The sequence below is a fragment of the Methylobacterium sp. E-065 genome (assembly GCF_022829605.1).
Taxonomy (GTDB): domain Bacteria; phylum Pseudomonadota; class Alphaproteobacteria; order Rhizobiales; family Beijerinckiaceae; genus Methylobacterium.
This window is the reverse complement of record NZ_JAKSYD010000253.1, coordinates 51,134-68,701: the sequence shown is the minus strand read 5'-3', so window position 1 is coordinate 68,701 and position 17,568 is coordinate 51,134. Positions and strand designations below refer to the sequence as shown.

The window sequence follows — 17,568 nt, the reverse complement described above, 5'->3', positions numbered from 1 at the left end:
CGGCACGGGCGCGTGCAGCCACGCGGCAGCGTGCCGGACCCGACCGCATCAGGATCGGGTCCGTCTCCGCGTTCAGGCGGCGTGGATCACCGGGACCGCGGGGGCGCCTTCCCACTCGGTGTTGCCGGGGATCGACTCGCCCTTCATCACGATGGTGAGCGGGCGCAGCCGCGCGTAGTCGCCGACCTTGGTGTCGTACAACACCGTCGAGAAGGCGCCGACCGAGACGCCCTTGCCCACGACCACCCGGCCGATCTTCATGATCCGGTCCTCGTAGAGGTGCGTCTGGAGCGCCGAGACCCGGTTGATCGTGGCGTAGTCGCCGATCGTCACGCAGTCGAACTCGGTGATGTCGGTGGTCAGCATGCACACGCCCTGTCCGACCTTCACACCGAACAGGCGCAGCACCCAGGGCAGGAACGGTGTGCCCTGGAGATGCTCCAGCAGTACCTTTCCGGCGAGTCCCCAATAGGCCACCGCGATCGCCTCGGTGCGCATCGCCCACCACGACCACATCGGCTGCATGCCGGGCTTGTAGACGCCCATCAGCAGCCACTTCATCGCGATGACCGCCGAGGACTGGATCAGCGCGATGGCGACGCTCGCCGTGACGAAGCTGATGGCCAGCCCCCACCAATCCTTGTCGAGGATCGCCGGGTAGAAATACCAGTCGATCACCGTGATCGCGAGCGTGATGTAGAGCATCGGCGAGAACGAGGTCGCGAACGCCTCGAACACGCCGCGCCGGACCTTCGGCCACAGCCCCGGCTCGTAGGTCTGGGCGTTGGAGCCGAGATCGACCTTCTGGCGGGCCGGCAGCCGGATCGGCGGCGAGCCGAACCACGTTTCGCCCGGGCTCATGGCGTCGTTGGCCGGCGGCTTCGACTTGATGCCGATCAACACGTCGTCCGGGATCACCGCGCCCGGTGGCACCACGGCGTCGTTGCCGACGAACACCCGCGCCCCTGTCTTGGTCGGCTCCAGGTGCATCCAGCCGCGCCGGATCTCCTCCTCGCCGTACACCACTTCGTCGGCCACGAAGTTCTTCGCCCCGATATCGGCGAGGTCGTAGCGCCCGCCCAGATTCGTGGAGATCTCGGCGCCATAGCCCATCCGCGCGCCCATCAGCCGGTACCACGCGCGCATGTAGACGGTGGCGAACAGCGACGAGAGCGTCTCCAGCGTCACCTCGACGGCGAGCGCCAGCGACCATTTCCGCAGATAGAACAGCGAGTGAATGGAGTAGGTGCCGGAACTGGTCCGGGGCAGCAGGACCCAGCGGATACCAGCAATCAGCAGCACCGTGCCGGCGGTCATCAGCATGGCGGTCGGCCATGTAAGGATCGGCAGGTACCAGTGATAATCGACGTCCGTCATGTCGGACAGCGAGTCTGAGATCTGGTCGAAGATAAAGAAGGCCGGGAAGATCGGCAGCAGGCCGACCGCGGGGATCACGGCGAGCAGCAGCGTGTAGGCGGCCATGAAGCCGGCCCTGCGTCGCCAGGAGGCCTCTGCGGACGCGGGCAGTGCGGCCGGATCCGCCATCCCGACCTTGCGCCCGGGGGACCCGTCCCAGATTTCCGCGGCCCCGACCCGCGAGCCGGTCGGGATCGTGGTGAGGTCGGCGATCTCCGCCTGCGGGCCGATCACGGTGTCGTGGCTGATCACGCAGGAGGTACCCACTGCCGCGTCGGCGCCGATCGCCACCGGGCCGATGACCAGCTCGTTGCCGACGATCTCGGCATTGGCGATGACGAGACGCCCGCCCAGTGACGCGCCGTCGCCGATGCTCAGGAGGTCGGGGGCGCCGACTTCGATGTCCGAGATCAGGGTGTCGTGGCCGATCTTCGCGCCCATCAGGCGCAGGTAGATCGCGATGGCCGGCGAGCCCTGGAGCCACTTCACGTGAACGAGGGCCGCCAGCCGCTGCGTCAGCCACCAGCGGAAGTAATACACCCCCCAGAGCGGATAGCGGCCGGGCTTGGTCCGGCCCAGGATCAACCACTTGCCGGCCACGGCGATCACGGCGGTCACGCCGTTGATCGCCACGTAGACGAGGAGCAACACCCCGAGCTCGGCGAAGAAGCTCAAACCCCCGCCGGTAAGCAGCAGATAGGTCACGAACATGCCGAGCCACTGCGCGGTGAAAAGCGCGATCACCATGGGCAGCGCGACCAGTTGCGCGAGGCCGCACAGCGCCCGGCGCAGCAGCGGGGGCGGCTCGAAGCTGAGGTCGCGGATTGCAGCCGCTGCGCCCATGCCGCCGGTGCGGGTGATCAGTGCGTCGGCCATCGCCCGCATCGTGCGCAGGGAATAGACGTCCGGCAGGGTGATGCCCGCCAGCGGCGGGTTCTCGCGCACCGCCGAGACGAAGCGGGCGGCCAGTAACGAATGGCCGCCGAGATCGGCGAAGAAGTCGCCCTCCAGCGGGATGGGCTGGTTGCCGAAGATCTGCTTGGCGGCAGCGACGAGGGCAGCCTCGGTCTCGTTGGCGGGCGGCTCCTGCTCGCCATCGGCCGCCACCACGGTGAGCGGGGCGATCTTGAGGGCCTTGCGATCGACCTTGCCGGAGGTGAGTCGCGGCAGCGTCTCGGTCACCTCGAAATGGCCCGGGACCATGTAGGGCGGCATCTGGCCGGCCAGCGTCTTGCGCAGGGCAGCGGTATCGATGGTCTGTCCGCGCTCGGGGATCAGGAAGGCGACCAGACGATCGACGCCGTCATCCTGCCGGAGCACCACGGCGGCCTGGTTGATGTCGGGCACGCTGCGGATCCGCGCCTCGATCTCGCCAAGCTCGACGCGGAAGCCGCGGATCTTCACCTGATCGTCGATGCGGCCGTGGAACACGATCCGCCCGGCGGCATCGAGGGAGACCGCATCGCCCGAGCGGTAGAGCACCGGATCGGTCCCGTCCGACGCGAACGGGTTAGCGATGAACTTTTCAGCCGTCAGCTCGGGCCGCGCGAGGTAGCCGCGGGCGACGCCGGGACCGCCGATCAGCAACTCGCCCTGTTGGTCGTAGCCTAGAAGGCCCAGATCCTCGCCCGCCACGTAGACGGAGTAATTCGGGATCGGCCCGCCGATGGTGACCGGCTCGCCGGGCCGCATCTCGGCGGCGGTGGCCACAACCGTCGCCTCGGTCGGCCCATAGGTGTTGAACAGCTGGCGCGTGCCCGTGGCCCAGCGCGCCACCAGCGGCTCCGGCAGGGCTTCGCCGCCCAGCAGGACGAGGCGCACGGTCGGCAGGTCGCCGGAGATCATCGCCAGCAGGGTCGGCACGGTGTCGAGCACCGTGATGCGCTCGGCCTCCAGGATGCCGGGCAGCGATTCCAAGTCGCCCATCATCGCGGGGCTTGCCACGAACAGCGTCGCGCCGACGAGGTACGGGACCCAGATCTCCTCCATCGAAAGGTCGAAGGCGACCGAGGCCCCCTGGAACACCACATCGTCGGGGCGCATCCCGTAGAGCGCGTTCCCGGAGCGCAGGAAGTGGCAGATGTTGGCGTGGCTGATGACGATGCCCTTCGGCACGCCGGTCGAGCCGGAGGTGTAGATCAGGTAGGCGGGGTGCTCCGGTGTCAGGCCGAGCGCGCGGAGATCGGGCACTGGCGCATCGGCCGGGGTGGCGGCGTCGAGATCGGCCGGTGTCAGCACTGGCGCGACATCGGGCGCGGCCGGCTTGAGCGCCGGCGAGATGAGGAGCGCCTTGGCGGCGGCATCCGTCAGGCACACGCCGACCCGGTCGGCGGGCGCCTCGGCGTCGAAAGGCAGCCAAGCGGCGCCCGACATCGTGATGCCGATCTGCGTCACCAGCAGTTCAGGGCCCCGGGCCATCCAGAGGCCGACCACGTCCCCCGGCCCGATGCCGCGATGGCTTAGCCCGGCGGCGATCCGGCCGGCGCGGGCCGCGACCTCGGCGTAGGTCAGATGTGGATGGACGCCGCCCGCCGCCACGTTCGCCCCGTCCACGAGGCAGGGATGGTCGGGCCGGGACCGGGCCGAGTCCCAAAAAATCTCGGCCAGCACCTCGTCGCGGATCAGGTCGGGCCTTTGCGCGCCCCGCAGGACGGCCGCGCCGGCATCGTGACGTCCGCCGTCCCCGGCAGCCGGTCCGGGCCGGGTCTTCTCGGCGACGTCACTCATCCGCTGCTCCGCTGGCCGGCCGCTGAGGTCGGCGCCTCCCGTGGCAGCCGCCCTATAGCCCACCGATCATGCCGTTATCGAGGCGGCTTTGCACTGCGCCCGCGCACGTGATCAAGCCCAGCGCCAACCACTGCGCTCCAGAATCAACACTTCGCCCTGACGGATGCCGAGCCGGGGCGCGGTGTAGATATCGAGATGCCCGAGCGAAACCAGCGCCGCCCGCGCGACGCCGCCATGGGCGACGATGACCGTGTCCCGCTCCAACTCCGTGAGCAGCGGCCCGACACGCTCGACCAAAGCCGCGTAGCTCTCGCCGCCAATACCGGGCGGGCGGTGGTGCCAGCGATCCCGATCGCGGCCTGCGGCGCCGGCCGGATCCCGGCGCCGGATCTCCGCCCAGGTCGAGCCCTCCCAGCTCCCGAAGCTGATCTCGCGCAGCCGCGGATCCGTCCGGTAGGCGTCCGGCGGCAGGCCGAGTTGCGTCCGCAGGATTTCCATGGTCCGCCGGGTCCGCTTGAGCGGGCTGGCCACGAAGTCCGCGTCGGCCAGCCCCGGACCCGCCGCGGCGGCGATGCGCTCCGCGACGGCGGCGGCTTGGCTCTCCCCATGCGCGTTCAGATCGATGTCGCGGCCGCCCTGGAGGCGCCCCTCGGCGTTCCAGTCGGTCTGGCCGTGGCGGATGAAGTAGATGCTGACCAACCGTCTCAACCCCGTCCTGCGCCGGCACTCGGAACGGCTCGGAGCGCCAACCCGTTTTCGCCGACGGTCGGCAACACCCGGAAACAGGTCCTGCCTCATGTCGAAGAAGCACGGCAAGCATCATCGCGGCCAGAAGCACGAGGACGCTGTGACAGACAGCGCCGACCTGCACGGATCGGCCCGACCCTCGACGGCCCGCTGGGCCGGCGCCGTCGCGGACACTGCGCCGACCATGACGGGCGGACATGCCCCGGTTTCCGCCCGCGCGGCCCCGGGAATCGTCACGGTCGAGCCGGGTGCGCCCTTCGACCTCCAGGCCGTGGACCCGCGTGCCGATGGCGGCCTCGACAAGGACTGGGCGAAGGACGCGCTGGCAAACGAACGGGCGCGCATCGATGCCCTCCAGGAACGACTTTACGCCGAACACGCGCGCAGCCTGCTGCTGGTTTTCCAGGCGATCGACACCGGCGGCAAGGACGGGACAATCCGGTCTGTGCTCAAAGGCGTGAACCCGCAGGGCTGCGCCGTCACCTCGTTCAAGGTTCCGTCGAGCGACGAGCGCGCTCACGATTTCCTGTGGCGCTACCATGCCCGGACGCCGGCGCGCGGCATGATCGGCGTGTTCAACCGCAGCCATTACGAGGACGTGCTGGTGGTGCGCGTGAAGGGCCTCGTGCCGAATGCGGTCTGGGAGAGCCGCTACGGCCGGATCAACGATTTCGAGCGCCTGCTCGCCGAATCGGGCACGACGATCCTCAAGTTCTTCCTGCACATCTCCAAAGCGGAGCAGAAGAAGCGCCTCGAGGCCCGGATCGCCGATCCGGAGAAGCATTGGAAGTTCGATCCGGCCGATCTGGTTGAGCGCCAATCCTGGGATGCCTATCAGCAGGCCTTCGCGGATGCGCTCACCCGCTGCTCGACGCCCGCGGCCCCGTGGCTGGTGGTGCCGGCCGATCACAAGTGGTTCCGCAACTACGTGATCGCGCGGACCGTCGCGGATACGCTGGAGGCGATGGACCCGCGATTCCCGGAGGCCCCAAAGGGCATCGCGGATCTGACGGTCCCGGACTGATACGGGGAAGCCCGCATGCTGGTGGTTCGCGACGTCACGGTGTCGGGTTACCGGTCGCTCCGGCAGATCAGATTCCCGGTCGAGGACCTGTCGGTTTTCGTCGGCGGCAACGGCACGGGCAAGACCAACCTCTACAGGGCGCTCGAACTGCTCCAGGCGGCCGCCACAGGCACGCTGACCCGCGACCTCGCCGCCGAGGGCGGGATGGAGTCGGCTCTCTGGGCCGGTCGGCGACGCCGGGGAGAGGCCGCCCGGATCCGCCTATCCGCCACCCTGCGCCATGAAGGGATCGCCCAGGATTTCAGCTACACGGTGGAGATCGGCCTCGTGCAGCAGGCCGGCGGGGCAACCTACGGCGCGGCTTTCCAGCACGAGCCACAGGTGAAGGCCGAGCGCCTGACGCTCCGGACCCGCGGCCGCGCGGCGGTGATCCTCGACCGCGACGGGCGCACCGGTTTCGTTCGCGACGGGGACGGCCGCAAGCGCTCCCTCGGCGAGGACTTGCTCCCGACCGAGACGGCGCTCGGCAGCCTCCTCGGCGCGACGGACCATCCGGAGATCGCCCTGGTCCGCATCGCCCTGACGGCGTGGCGCTTCCACCATGATTTCCGGACGGACGCCGACTCACCTCTGCGCCGACCCTGCCTCGCGGTTACGACGCCGACGCTCGCCTCGGACGGCTCCGACCTCGCGGCCGTCTTCGCCACCCTGGCGCATATCCGGCAGGACACCACCGAGATCGACGCGGCGGTCGATGCCGCATTTCCGGACGCACGTCTGGTGGTGCCGGTGCCCGGCCGCCACGCAAGCTTCGGCCTGCGCGTCCCCGATTTTCCCGCCCGGATCTTCGACCCGCCCGAATTATCGGACGGGACCCTGCGCTATCTGGCAGTGGCCGGCGCGCTGCTCGGCTACCGCCTGCCGCCGTTCATCGCGCTGAACGAACCCGAGACGAGCCTGCATCCCGATCTGATGGATCCGCTGGCACGACTGATCGCCCAGGCGTCGCGGCGCACGCAAGTCTGGCTGGTGACGCATTCCGAGCGGCTGGCGGCGGGAATCGCGGCGCATGGCGGCGCCCAGCCCCATATCGTCGTCAAGCGCGACGGCGAGACCTGGATCGACGGGCTGACGCTGACGGGAGCGTTCGCCGAAGCGGAGGAGGATTGAGCGCGCCGCGCTCTCAATCCTTGTCGAGCGTCAGATCCGGCGCATCCGGGTTCTTCATGCCGACGACGTGGTAGCCGGCATCCACGTGCAGGATCTCGCCGGTCATGCCGGCCGACATGTCGGAGACCAGATAAGCCGCCGTCTCGCCGACCTCGCCGATGGTCACGGTCCGCCGCAGGGGCGAATTGTACTCGTTCCACTTGAGGATGTAGCGGAAGTCGCCGATCCCCGAGGCCGCGAGGGTCTTGATCGGGCCCGCCGAGATCGCGTTGACGCGGATGTTCTTCGGGCCGAGATCGGCCGCGAGGTAGCGCACCGAAGCTTCCAAAGCCGCCTTGGCGACGCCCATGACGTTGTAGTGCGGCATCCACTTCTCGGCGCCGTAATAGGTCAGCGTCACGAGCGAGCCGCCCGGCCGCATGATCTTTTCCGCGCGCTGGGCCACCGCGGTGAACGAGTAGCACGAGACGAGGAGCGACTTGGTGAAGTTGTCCTCCGAGGTCTCGATATAGCGGCCGGTCAGCTCGTCCTTGTCGGAAAAGGCGATGCAGTGGACCACGAAATCGATGCCCTCGGGAAAGACCCGTGCGGCTTCCTCGAACACGGCATCGATCGTGGACGAGTCGGTGACGTCGCAATGGCCGATGACGTGGGCGTCGAGTTCCTTGGCCAGGGGCTCGACACGCTTGCGCAGGGCGTCCCCCTGATAGGTGAAGGCCAGTTCCGCCCCGTGAGCGCGGGCGCTGCGGGCGATGCCCCAGGCGATCGAGCGGTTGTTGGCGACGCCCAGGACGATGCCCCGCTTGCCCGCCAGAAGGCCCTGCCCGTGTTCCGCCATGATCGATCCCGAAGCCGCGCGGCCCATCACGGAGCCGGGGGGCCTCCTTAGCGGAGGCCGCCGGGCGACGGAAGTCCGGCCCGCCTCACGCAGCCTTTGCGCCGCGCCGTGACCGGGCGAATTCCATCAAGGCCGCATCCTCGCCCTCGGGCAGCACGATGGCCGTGGTGGCGAACAGGTCGCCGGCGCTCCCGTCCTTGCGCGGCAGACCCTTGCCGCGCAGGCGGAAGGTGCGGCCCGAACTCGTCATCGACGGGATCCGCATCTCGACGGCGCCGGTCAGCGTCGGCACGCGAATCGTGCCGCCGAGCACGGCATCCTCAAGGGCCACGTCGACGGTGGTGCGGAGGTCCGACCCGTCCACGGTGAAGCGCGGATGCGGCCGGATCCGGATGGTAAGCAGCGCGTCACCCGGCTCGCCGCGCGGTCCCGCACTCTGGCCAAGGCCGCGCAGCCGGATGGTCTGGCCGTCGACCATGCCCCGCGGGATGACCACGTCCACCTCCCGCCCTGTGGGCAGGTAGAGGCGCAGCTTCTCCTCGCTGGCGACCTGCTCGAGCGTCACCGCCAGTTCGGCGGCGACGTCATCGCCCTTGGGCGTTCCGCGCTGGCCGCCGGGGCCGGCGCCGCCCGCGCGGAACGCCTCGCCGAAGATGTGCGAGAAGATGTCCTCGCCCATTCCGCCGGCCATGCCACCGCCCATGCCGCCCTGGCGGCTGCGGGCCATGCCCTCGAAATCGAATCCGCCGCCCCGTCCACCGCCGAACCCTTCGAATCCGGTCGCGCGCGGCTTGCCGTCGGCATCGATCTCGCCGCGGTCGAACTGCTTACGCTTCTCGGCGTCGCCCAGGATCTCGTAGGCCGAGTTCGCCTCGGCGAACCGGTCCTTGGCCTTCACGTCGTTCTTGTTGCGGTCGGGGTGGAAGTCCTTGGCGAGCTTGCGATAGGCCTTCTTGATGTCGGCCTCGCTCGCCCCCTTGGCCACGCCCAGCACGTCGTAGGGATTGCGCATGGAACTCTTGGCTGTGCGGTGTGGGATTTCCACCCGGATGTGGGAAGGTTGTTGCATACCTGCAACGTTGCTGGCGGCGAAAGTCTGCGGGTTCGCACGGGACGTCAAGCGGTGCCCCTCGCCGCGGAGGCAGAAGGTGCATAACGTCGCCACCCTGCCGGGTCGAAGGCTGCACGACAGCCGGTCCCGAGGCCGAATCGCGAGGAATTGAGGCCCCGATGCACTACGCCTGCGACCACATCCATCTGCGCAGCCGCGACGCGGTGCGGGCCGCGATGTTCTATGTCGAGACGTTCGGGGCCCGGGAGGTGAAGCGCGTCGGCGGCGATCCGGTGCAGCGGGTCGTCCTCGATCTCGGCGGGCTAACCGTGTTCATCGAGCAGGCCCCGGCCGAGACCGCACCGGCCGGGCCGATGCCCTGCCTCGGCCTCGAGCATGTCGGGTTGCGCGTCGACGATCTCGAAGTTGCGATGGCCGATCTCGAAGCGCGTGGCGTTCCGATCCGCACCGGGATCACGGAGCGCGGACCGGGCCTGCGCATCGCCTTCGTGGAGGGTCCGGACGGGGCGCTGATCGAGATTTTGGAGCGCAAGGCGGCCTGAAGCGGGCGCATAAGAGCCCGTACGGAACGGGGAGTTCCTCGCGCCTTCCGAGCCGGCCGGAACGGAATTGTCGCCGACCGTGCTGTGGCGCGATCGGCAGCCTCTCTAGCCGTCCGCCGATGCGATGGCTGTGCGGCTCGCCGGGCCGTACACCGTCCCCAGCACCGTCTCGCAGCGGATCCGCAGGCGGGCGTGGCACTCGCAGGCACTGGCCGAGACGGCGTCACGGTCGAGGACGGTGATCCGCCCGCGCCCGACCCGGATCAGGCCCTGGTCCTGAAGCACCCGCAGGATGCGGGTCAGATAGGTGCGCTGGACCCCGAGCATCGCGGCCAGAAGCTCGTGGGTGACCGGGAGCGTATCGCCCTCGATCCGGTCCTGAATCGTCAGTAGCCAGCGGAGGCAGCGCTGCTCGATCGGATGGAGCGCGTTGCAGGCCGCGGTCTGCAGCAACTGCGCCACGAAGCAATCGGCATAGCGCATGAACAGATCATGCAACGAAGCGGATCGGCCGGCCGCTTCCTCCAGACGGTCGGCTTCGAGGCGCAGCACCGAACCGCCGATCTGCACCATCCCCTTGGCGAAGGCCGGTACGCGCCCCCCGCCGACGACCGCGCCCGCGGCCCCATCATGGCCGATGGTTGCGGTCTCGGCGGTCCGCCCGTCCCGGGTGGTCACGACCAGCGCGAGAATCGTATCGCGGCAGGGGAAGATGACGTGCGTGACCGCCGCACCGGCCTCGAAAGCCGTCTCACCGCGGGCGTAGGTGGTGCGCTCCAGATGCGGCGCGATCAGCGCCCGATCCGGGTCCGAGAGCGCATCCAGGAGCAGATTGCCCGTGGGGCCGGAACTTTCGATTGGCATCGGGCTGGGGACAATCTAAGATCCGTAGCTCCCGAAAGAATCCTCTCAGGTGCGCCCAGTCTTGACCGGGCTCCCACGCATAGCCCTCGCTGTCCGACGCTGAACTAACTTATATTGGCAATCACTCAGCGACGTTATTTGTCGGTGCAAAGTCCCTGTTCAGACAGGCGCTTATGCTCCCGAGGATCGCAATCCGTCGTCAGGAACGAAGCCCAATCCGACGGCGTACCGTAGAAAGCGTTACGGTCGACGTCGCCCCGCACGCCCGGGACACGGCCGGTAGACGTGAACTGCCAGAGCATCCATTTGCGATTGACGAACCGCTGCTCCGGCTCCGCTGCGGTGGAGCGCAGCCAGTGCGGGTAGTCGGGCAGTTCGCCCTCCAGCACATCCTTGTGGAAGGTGATGTCGGTGTAGATGATCGGGCGCTTGCCGGTATAGCGCTCCATCTCTTCCAGCATCTCGGTGACCATCGCGAGGGCCTGCGCCCGCGGCAGCTTCTTTGGGCAGGTCTGGGAATGGCCGTTCCACTCGACGTCCAGTACCGGCGGGAGGGCGGTGGGATCGTTCGGGACGTTCCGCTTGAACCAGTCCATCTGCTCCCGGGCCGAGCGGCACCAGAACACGAAGTGGTAGGCGCCCCGCGGCACGCCGGCCCGAGCCGCGCCGTCCCAGTTGGTGCGGAATCGCTCGTCGACGTGGTCGCCGCCCTCGGTCGCCTTGATGAAGGCGAACTGCGTGCCGGAGGCCCGGACCGAAGCCCAGTCGACGTTGCCCTGCCACTTGGAGATATCGATGCCTTGAATCGGGTGGAGCTTGGCCTTGGCCACACCGGGATGGGGCTTGGCATCGCCCTTGGTCGGATAGAAGTCGTTGTTCGACGCGCAGGCCGCCAACCCGGCGAGAATCGCCACCGCGGCGAACCGGCCGGCGAGCCGGCGGACCGCCCTGAGGCGCCCCGTCACGCCGTGCGCGTCGCCGAGGAAGGAAGTGCGCGAGAGCTGAGCAATTCGCGACATCAGTGTTGAGCCCGCCACCGAAGAAGCGCCAAAGACAGGCGTAATCGATGGCCCCAGCGCAGTTAACGGACCTTTGCGATCATTGCGGCGGAATTCCGAGACGCGTTGCATTGCCGTGACATACGCAGGGGATCCAGCGGTGTTGCACAGGATGACGCCCGGCTAAGTGCCGGGTCCACAAAGCGAGTTCGGTCACACCGCCGTGAGCAAGCAAATCTTCACCATAGGGTACGAAGGCCTGGATTCGGAGCAGCTCGGCGGCATCCTGCGCGATGCCGGGGTTGGCGTGCTGGCAGATGTCCGGGCAGTGGCGAATTCGCGCAAGCGCGGGTTCTCGAAGGGCGTGCTCGCGGCATCGCTGCAGGAGGCTGGCCTGGGCTATGTCCACCTGCGCAGCCTCGGCACTCCGAAATCCGGCCGGCAGGCGGCCCGGGCGGGGGATGCGGCGCTGCTGCGCCGGATCTACTGCGAGGAGGTGCTCGACACCGCCGCCGGGCAGACGGCCCTCGACGACCTGTCGGCGATGGCCGAGGCGGCACCGCTCTGCCTGCTGTGCTTCGAACGCGACCCGTCCGTCTGCCACCGGCGCATCCTGTCGGAGCGGCTCACCGCGCGGGGATTTGCGGTGCGGGATCTCTGAAAGGTTGTTTCAGACAGCAGAAGACAGCAATCCGGATCAGACGCGTTGGCGGCCTCGCCTGCACTCTCGAAGGATATGGGTCCACTTTCCTGCACAGTGCTGCAGGGTCACAAAGCGGATGTGAAATCGACGTTGGTCATGAGGTCCGGCTGTCCAAACCTCCCATGCGACCGCCCTTTCACCTCTGCGCTTGCGGATTCAGGCATCGGGTCTGGCTATATCGGTTCAGGGTCAAGCGCGGGTCCCCTCTCCCGTGCGGGAGAGGGGGCCTGTCGCGCTCCGCCGCCGGCGTCGGTGACCGCTGGAGATCTGTGAACGTCGTAGCCTCTTTGCGGTCGAGGGAGCGCGCGTGTCGCGGCCGGACTGCGATCTGTGACTATAATAGCTGCGGTAAAGGGAGATCCAAAGCGGTGCGTGCCCGCTCTCACGCCGAGAAGCGCGAATCCACCGAAGACCCGTGCGATGGCTGCAGGCGTGCGCCGATCGCGCCAGCGAGCCTTCGGAGCGGGCGCAGGGCCGCGCCGAGGCGCGACGGCGGGGCGATGCGCCGCGTCCGCCGATCCGAATCGGCCACCGGCTCGACCGGCATGTACAGCGCGTCGAAGAACGGGATCTCCAGGAGCGTCGAACCGGCCGCGTCGGTGATCACCATGGTGGCTGCGAGCAGCCGCGGATCGCCGCCGTGCTGGCGCATCAGGCCCTGCACGACGGTGCGGGCAGCGGCCCGGGCGGCCTCCGTGTCGGCGACCCATTGCACGGCTGAGGCCGGCAGCGAGGATTGCCCGAAACGAATCGTGAAATGAGCGTGGATCATGGGGGTTCCCGGAGAGGGACGAATCTGCGCGTCAGGCCGCCTGCGCGCCTTCGGCGGGCTCGGCGACCTCGGCGGCCGGTTTCGGATCGAAGGCCTCAGCCAGGAGTTCGAGGCGGCGGGCCATGTCGCGCACCTCGTTCAGCGCGATCGACTTCTGGCCTTCCTTGACCGCCCGGGTGATGTCGCTGACCTGCGTGGTGGCGATCCGCTTCAGTTCCTCGGCGAGTTGCTGGCAGGTCATCATCGCATCCGGCTCGGCTGGTCGATCTGAGCGGGGACCCTGCCGCGCCCGCGCTTACCAAGGCGTTTCGCCGGGGCGCGACGCCTGTGGACAAGATGGGGATCACGGCACCGCTCAATCCTGAAGATGGCGGGCCGCGATGATCGAGGCCGCAGTCCGGTTCTCCACGCCGAGCTTGGCGTAAATGCCTTCGAGATGCTTGGTGACGGTCCGGTGGCTCAACCCCAGGATCTCACCGATATCGCGGCTCGATTTGCCGCGCGCGAGCCAGAGGAGCACCTCCGCCTCCCGGCCGGTGATCGGCAGGCGCGCCCGAAGCCGCTCGACCCCCAGGGCGGGCTCCTCCCGCGACAGCCGGAGCAGGACCTCGTCCGGCGTGCGGCCGATGAAGCTCAGGGCGATGGCCGCCCCGTCGCGATCGGTCAGCGTCAAGGGCGCGGCCACCCCGTCGAGGCAGCCCCGCAGCCAGTCGCGGGCCCGCAGGGGCAGGACGAAGACGCCCGAGGGATCGGCGACGAGACCGGCGAGCAGCCGCCCGGCCTGCGGCGTCGACCACAGCACGGTCCCGTTCTCCGCAACGGCGAACAGCGTCCGACCCGCGGTGTCGAGGGCCGCCCGGGCGCTCTGCGCGGCGCGGGCGCTCGCCAGATGCACCCGGATCCGGGCCAGGATCTCGTCCGGGGCGATCGGCTTGGTGACGTAGTCGATCCCGCCCGCGCTCAAGCCCTGCACGATGTGCTCGGTCTCGCTCAAACCCGTCATGAAGATCACCGGCACGCCCGCGAGTTGCGGCTTGGCCTTGAGCCGGCGGCAGGTCTCGAACCCGTCGAGACCCGGCATCACGGCATCGAGCAGGATCACGTCGGGGGTGATCTCGTCCACCAGCGCCAGGGCGAGGTCGCCGCCCACCGCGACAAGCACAGTAGCGCCCGACCGTTCGATCGCCTCGGTGAGGAAGCTCAACGTGTCCGGGGAATCGTCGACCACGAGGACAACGTCCCGGTTTGCCCGGCTCGGCGCCTCAGCCATTGCGGGCGAGCCCCTGCAGCACCGACAGGTAGCGGCGCAGGTCGTAGCCCTCCACCAGCCCGCGCATCTGCGCCACGAAGGCCGGGGGTGCCGACGCCTCCGCCTCCATTCGGCTCAAGGTCGCCTCGATGGCCCGGATATGGCCGATCCGCCCGAGGCGCAGCAATTCGCCGATCTGCTCCGGCCCGGGTGACTCCAGGGTCATGATGGGCTCGCGCGGAAGGGCGGCCGCGCCGGTCCATTCCAGCCGCAGCAATTTACCGACGCGCTCCATCACGTCGCGCAGATCGAAGGGCTTGGCGAAGATCGCGTCGTGGGGCGCGTCGTCGCCGCGCACTGGGCTGATCTCGTGGACATTGGCCGACATCATGGCGATCGGGCCGGCATGGCCTGCGGCCCGCAGGGCCGCGGCGACCGCCCAGCCGCTCATCCCCGGCATGGCGATGTCGAGGAGGATCAGGTCGATCCCCCCGGCCGCGACCGCCGCCAGGCATTCTGGCCCGGAGCCGGCCTCCAGGACTGCGATCCCGTGCGGCTCCAGGATCGCGCGCATCAGGGCGCGGTGCGCACTGTCGTCGTCGGCCACGAGGACAGTTCGGCGGGCGCCCGCATAGGCCCGCTCCGGCGGCTCGGCGGGGGCGGGCAAGCTGATCGGCATGGGCTCGGCCACCGAGGCGAGCATCAGCCGCAGCCGCGCCTGCGTGCCGCCGCCGGGCGCCGCCGCGATAGTGATCTCGCCGCCCAGCAGCTGCGCCAGCAGGTTGGCGATGGTCAGCCCCAAACCCGTCCCCGGCGTGCTGCGGGCGGCTGGCGTCGAGCCGCGCTCGAACGGCTCGAAGATCCGCGCCAGATCCGTCTCCGGGATGCCGGGGCCGGTATCGCGGATCGTGAACACGGCGATCTGGCTGCGATAGCTCAGGTCCAGCGAGACCCTGCCGGCCTCGGTGAACTTGATGGCGTTCGACAGGAGGTTGAGCAGCACCTGACGCAGGCGCTTCTCGTCCGTGGCGACGACGGCCGGCAGGATCTCGGGCCGCGCGAAACGGAACTCAAGCCCGGCCTCCCGGGCCTGGAGGCGGACCATGTCGACGAGCTGATCGAGGAAGTCGGCGAGCCGGACCTCGTCGCGGTGGATCTGGAGGCGGCCGGCTTCCATGCGGGAGATGTCGAGGAGGCCGTCGATCAGGCCGGACAGGTGCTGGCCGCTGCGCCGGATCACCCGGATCGCATTGAGCCGATGGGCCGGAATCGCGGGATCGGATTCGAGGAGCTGGGCATAGCCCAGCACGGTGGAGAGCGGCGTGCGCAGCTCATGGCTGATCCCGATGACGTAGCGGCTCTTGGCCTGGTTGGCGGCTTCCGCCCGCTCCTTGGCCTCCTGCAGCTTGGCGTCGGTGACCTTGTGGGCGGCGATCTCGGCTTCGTAGAGGGCGGTCTGGCGCATGGTCTCGGCCTGCGCGACGCCACGGCTTTCCTGCGCGAGCACGAACAGCCACGCCACCACGCCGAGGATCACCACCAGGGTGAAGAACACGCTGGTCAGCGCGGCGCGCAGGAACGCCCGGTGCTCCGGATGCGCGATCGTCGCGCTCGCATGGACGATACCGAGGATCAGGCCGATCACCGCGCAGAGCGTCAGCATCACCGCGAGGTAGCGGCCGAGCGGCGCGCCGATCCAGGCAGCGGTACGGCCGGGCAGGATCCGGGCAACGGCCGCCTGCGCTTGCACCTCCAGCCGGCCATGCGGCTTGCACAGGTCGCCGCAGCGGGCATCGAGCGAGCAGCACAGGGAGCAGATCGGCGCGTCATAGGCCGGGCAATGGGCCATGTCCTCGCCCTCGAAGGGCAGTTCGCAGACCCGGCAGACCACTTCCGACGAAGGCCAGTCGGTCTGCGGCGTGCGGGCGAGATACCAGCGACCCGCCGTGGCCCACGCGATGGCCGGGGCGGCGGCGAAGGCCGTCGCGAGCGTGAGCAGCGGTGCGAAGGGCTGGAGCGTTTGGCCGAGGAGACCGGTATAGGCGAGTCCGCCGCATGACAGCGCCAGCACCATCGCACCGGTGCCCACGGGGTTCACCGCGTAGAGATGCGCCCGCTTGAATTCGATGCCGGGCGGCGAGAGCCCGAGCGGCTTGTTCACCGCAAGGTCGGCGGCGAGAGCCCCGACCCAGGCCGAAACCACCGCGGCATAGAGCGGCAGCGTGCTCTCGATCGTCTTGTCGATCCCGAGTTCCATCAGCAGCAGGGCGATGGCGACGTTGAAGACCAGCCACACCACCCGCCCAGGATGGCTATGGGTCAGCCGCGAGAAGAAGTTCGACCACGCGATCGAGCCGGCATAGGCGTTGGTCAGGTTGATCTTGAGCTGCGAGACCAGCACGAACAGTCCGGTCAGCAGCAGCGCCGCCCGGCTCCCCTCCCCGGTCAGGTAGCCGAAGGCGATTGCGTACATGCGGGTCGGCTCGGCGGCGTGCTCGGGCGGTACGCCGTGGCCGAGCGCGAGCACCGCCAGCGCGGCGCCCAGCAGGATCTTGAGCATCCCCGGCAGGATCCAGCCGGCACCGCCGGAGAGCACCGCGAGCCACCAGCGACGATCGCGCCGATCCTTCGGTTCGGGGACAAATCGCAAAAAGTCGACCTGCTCGCCGACCTGCGCGAGGAGCGCCAGCAGGACGCCGGTGGCGAGCCCGAACCGGGCGAGATCGAAGCCGACAGCGCCGTCGAGGCCCGGGAAGCGCACGAGTGCGCGCAGCGGCTCCGCCCCCTGCGCGGCCACAAACACGAGCGGCAGCAGGCTGAGGGCGATCCAGAGCGGCTGCGACCAGATCTGGAACCGGCTGATCAGGCGGATCCCGTAGACCACCAGGGGAATCACGGCGCCCGCGCAGAGCAGGTAGCCGATACCGAGGGGCAGCCCGAAGCAGAGCTGCATCGCCAGCGCCATGATCGCCGCCTCGATGGCGAAGAACAGGAACGTGAAGCTCGCGTAGATCAGCGACGTGACCGTCGAGCCGAGATAGCCGAACCCGGCGCCGCGGGTCAGCAGATCCATGTCGACGCCGTAGCGTGCAGCGTAGACCGTGATGGGAACAGCCGTGGCGAAGATGATCAGGCCGACGAGCAGCACCGCCGCAAGCGTGTTGGGGAAGCCCGCAGTCAGCGCGAGCGTGCCGCCGATCGCCTCCAGCGCCAGGAAGGAGACCGAGCCCAGCGCCGTCTGCGCCACCTCGAACCCGGTCCAGCGCCGCGCCTTCTTGGCGGTGAAGCGCAGCGCATAATCTTCCAGGGTCTCGTCGGCGACGAAGCGGTTGTAATCCCGACGGATCGGGATGATGCGCTGCACACCGGTCATGGCGCCGCGAACCCGCGCGCGCGCGAACACCCCCGTATTCGGGCGGCACTCATGTCGCTCGCGCCCAAGACCG

14 protein-coding genes are annotated in these 17,568 nt (G+C 69.0%); 4 read left to right on the top strand and 10 right to left on the bottom strand.

The window, feature by feature from the left end; translation table 11 throughout:
- Window positions 1–72 precede the first annotated feature (72 nt).
- Both MKK84_RS28935 and MKK84_RS28930 read right to left on the bottom strand, forming a co-directional pair.
- A complete protein-coding gene (locus tag MKK84_RS28935; protein ID WP_243925563.1) occupies window positions 73–4,143 on the bottom strand; it encodes a Pls/PosA family non-ribosomal peptide synthetase in 4,071 nt (1,356 codons plus the stop codon).
- Between the two features lie 111 nt (window positions 4,144–4,254).
- On the bottom strand, window positions 4,255–4,842 hold the full coding sequence (locus MKK84_RS28930; RefSeq protein ID WP_243925686.1) for a histidine phosphatase family protein: 588 nt from the start codon (window positions 4,840–4,842) through the stop codon (window positions 4,255–4,257).
- Window positions 4,843–4,939: 97 nt separating this feature from the next.
- Between MKK84_RS28930 and MKK84_RS28925 the strand changes: the two genes are divergently transcribed.
- Window positions 4,940–5,914 carry a polyphosphate kinase 2 family protein gene (locus MKK84_RS28925; protein WP_243925562.1) on the top strand — a complete coding sequence of 325 codons (975 nt, stop codon included), beginning with the start codon at window positions 4,940–4,942 and terminating at the stop codon, window positions 5,912–5,914.
- A 15-nt stretch (window positions 5,915–5,929) separates the two neighbouring features.
- Complete coding sequence (locus MKK84_RS28920; protein ID WP_243925561.1) at window positions 5,930–7,084, top strand: AAA family ATPase; 1,155 nt, start codon at window positions 5,930–5,932, stop codon at window positions 7,082–7,084.
- A gap of 13 nt (window positions 7,085–7,097) precedes the next feature.
- Here the strand turns inward: MKK84_RS28920 and fabI are convergent, their stop codons facing one another.
- Both fabI and MKK84_RS28910 read right to left on the bottom strand, forming a co-directional pair.
- Entirely contained in the window at window positions 7,098–7,922 is an 825-nt protein-coding gene (fabI, locus tag MKK84_RS28915; RefSeq protein WP_243925560.1) for an enoyl-ACP reductase FabI, read from the bottom strand.
- 85 nt (window positions 7,923–8,007) lie between these two features.
- Window positions 8,008–8,934: a DnaJ C-terminal domain-containing protein gene (locus tag MKK84_RS28910; protein ID WP_243925559.1), complete on the bottom strand. Its 927-nt coding sequence runs from the start codon at window positions 8,932–8,934 to the stop codon at window positions 8,008–8,010.
- A 218-nt stretch (window positions 8,935–9,152) separates the two neighbouring features.
- Here MKK84_RS28910 and MKK84_RS28905 point away from each other — a divergent pair, with 218 nt between their 5' ends.
- Window positions 9,153–9,536, top strand: a complete 384-nt coding sequence (locus tag MKK84_RS28905; protein WP_243925558.1) for a VOC family protein — start codon at window positions 9,153–9,155, stop codon at window positions 9,534–9,536.
- 105 nt (window positions 9,537–9,641) lie between these two features.
- Here the strand turns inward: MKK84_RS28905 and MKK84_RS28900 are convergent, their stop codons facing one another.
- Both MKK84_RS28900 and MKK84_RS28895 read right to left on the bottom strand, forming a co-directional pair.
- Entirely contained in the window at window positions 9,642–10,400 is a 759-nt protein-coding gene (locus MKK84_RS28900) for a Crp/Fnr family transcriptional regulator (protein ID WP_243925557.1), read from the bottom strand.
- 134 nt (window positions 10,401–10,534) lie between these two features.
- Window positions 10,535–11,419: a glycoside hydrolase family 25 protein gene (locus MKK84_RS28895; RefSeq protein WP_243925685.1), complete on the bottom strand. Its 885-nt coding sequence runs from the start codon at window positions 11,417–11,419 to the stop codon at window positions 10,535–10,537.
- Between the two features lie 202 nt (window positions 11,420–11,621).
- Here MKK84_RS28895 and MKK84_RS28890 point away from each other — a divergent pair, with 202 nt between their 5' ends.
- Window positions 11,622–12,059, top strand: coding sequence for a DUF488 family protein (locus tag MKK84_RS28890; protein ID WP_243925556.1), 438 nt, complete (start codon window positions 11,622–11,624; stop codon window positions 12,057–12,059).
- A gap of 424 nt (window positions 12,060–12,483) precedes the next feature.
- Here the strand turns inward: MKK84_RS28890 and MKK84_RS28885 are convergent, their stop codons facing one another.
- The 4 genes from MKK84_RS28885 to MKK84_RS28870 all read right to left on the bottom strand — a co-directional run bounded on the left by MKK84_RS28885 (window position 12,484) and on the right by MKK84_RS28870 (window position 17,495).
- Window positions 12,484–12,873 (bottom strand): DUF6894 family protein, encoded by a 390-nt coding sequence (locus MKK84_RS28885; protein ID WP_243925555.1) that lies wholly within the window; start codon window positions 12,871–12,873, stop codon window positions 12,484–12,486.
- 31 nt (window positions 12,874–12,904) lie between these two features.
- Window positions 12,905–13,117 carry a hypothetical protein gene (locus MKK84_RS28880; protein WP_409566557.1) on the bottom strand — a complete coding sequence of 71 codons (213 nt, stop codon included), beginning with the start codon at window positions 13,115–13,117 and terminating at the stop codon, window positions 12,905–12,907.
- Window positions 13,118–13,228: 111 nt separating this feature from the next.
- The gene (locus tag MKK84_RS28875) at window positions 13,229–14,143 is read right to left on the bottom strand and encodes a DNA-binding response regulator (RefSeq protein ID WP_243925554.1); all 915 of its coding nucleotides are present in this window, start codon (window positions 14,141–14,143) and stop codon (window positions 13,229–13,231) included.
- A complete protein-coding gene (locus MKK84_RS28870; RefSeq protein WP_243925552.1) occupies window positions 14,136–17,495 on the bottom strand; it encodes an ATP-binding protein in 3,360 nt (1,119 codons plus the stop codon). Before MKK84_RS28870 ends, MKK84_RS28875 begins: the two co-directional genes overlap by 8 nt.
- Between the last annotated feature and the right edge of the window lie 73 nt (window positions 17,496–17,568).

What these genes read in the sequence shown, in the direction of transcription:
- MKK84_RS28935 (WP_243925563.1), bottom strand. Translation starts at nt 4,143, where the DNA reads ATGAGTGACGTCGCCGAGAAGACCCGGCCCGGACCGGCTGCCGGGGAC.
- MKK84_RS28925 (WP_243925562.1), top strand. Translation starts at nt 4,940, where the DNA reads ATGTCGAAGAAGCACGGCAAGCATCATCGCGGCCAGAAGCACGAGGAC.
- MKK84_RS28920 (WP_243925561.1), top strand. Translation starts at nt 5,930, where the DNA reads ATGCTGGTGGTTCGCGACGTCACGGTGTCGGGTTACCGGTCGCTCCGG.
- fabI (WP_243925560.1), bottom strand. Translation starts at nt 7,922, where the DNA reads ATGGCGGAACACGGGCAGGGCCTTCTGGCGGGCAAGCGGGGCATCGTC.
- MKK84_RS28910 (WP_243925559.1), bottom strand. Translation starts at nt 8,934, where the DNA reads ATGCGCAATCCCTACGACGTGCTGGGCGTGGCCAAGGGGGCGAGCGAG.
- MKK84_RS28905 (WP_243925558.1), top strand. Translation starts at nt 9,153, where the DNA reads ATGCACTACGCCTGCGACCACATCCATCTGCGCAGCCGCGACGCGGTG.
- MKK84_RS28900 (WP_243925557.1), bottom strand. Translation starts at nt 10,400, where the DNA reads ATGCCAATCGAAAGTTCCGGCCCCACGGGCAATCTGCTCCTGGATGCG.
- MKK84_RS28895 (WP_243925685.1), bottom strand. Translation starts at nt 11,419, where the DNA reads ATGTCGCGAATTGCTCAGCTCTCGCGCACTTCCTTCCTCGGCGACGCG.
- MKK84_RS28885 (WP_243925555.1), bottom strand. Translation starts at nt 12,873, where the DNA reads ATGATCCACGCTCATTTCACGATTCGTTTCGGGCAATCCTCGCTGCCG.
- MKK84_RS28880 (WP_409566557.1), bottom strand. Translation starts at nt 13,117, where the DNA reads ATGATGACCTGCCAGCAACTCGCCGAGGAACTGAAGCGGATCGCCACC.
- MKK84_RS28875 (WP_243925554.1), bottom strand. Translation starts at nt 14,143, where the DNA reads ATGGCTGAGGCGCCGAGCCGGGCAAACCGGGACGTTGTCCTCGTGGTC.
- MKK84_RS28870 (WP_243925552.1), bottom strand. Translation starts at nt 17,495, where the DNA reads ATGACCGGTGTGCAGCGCATCATCCCGATCCGTCGGGATTACAACCGC.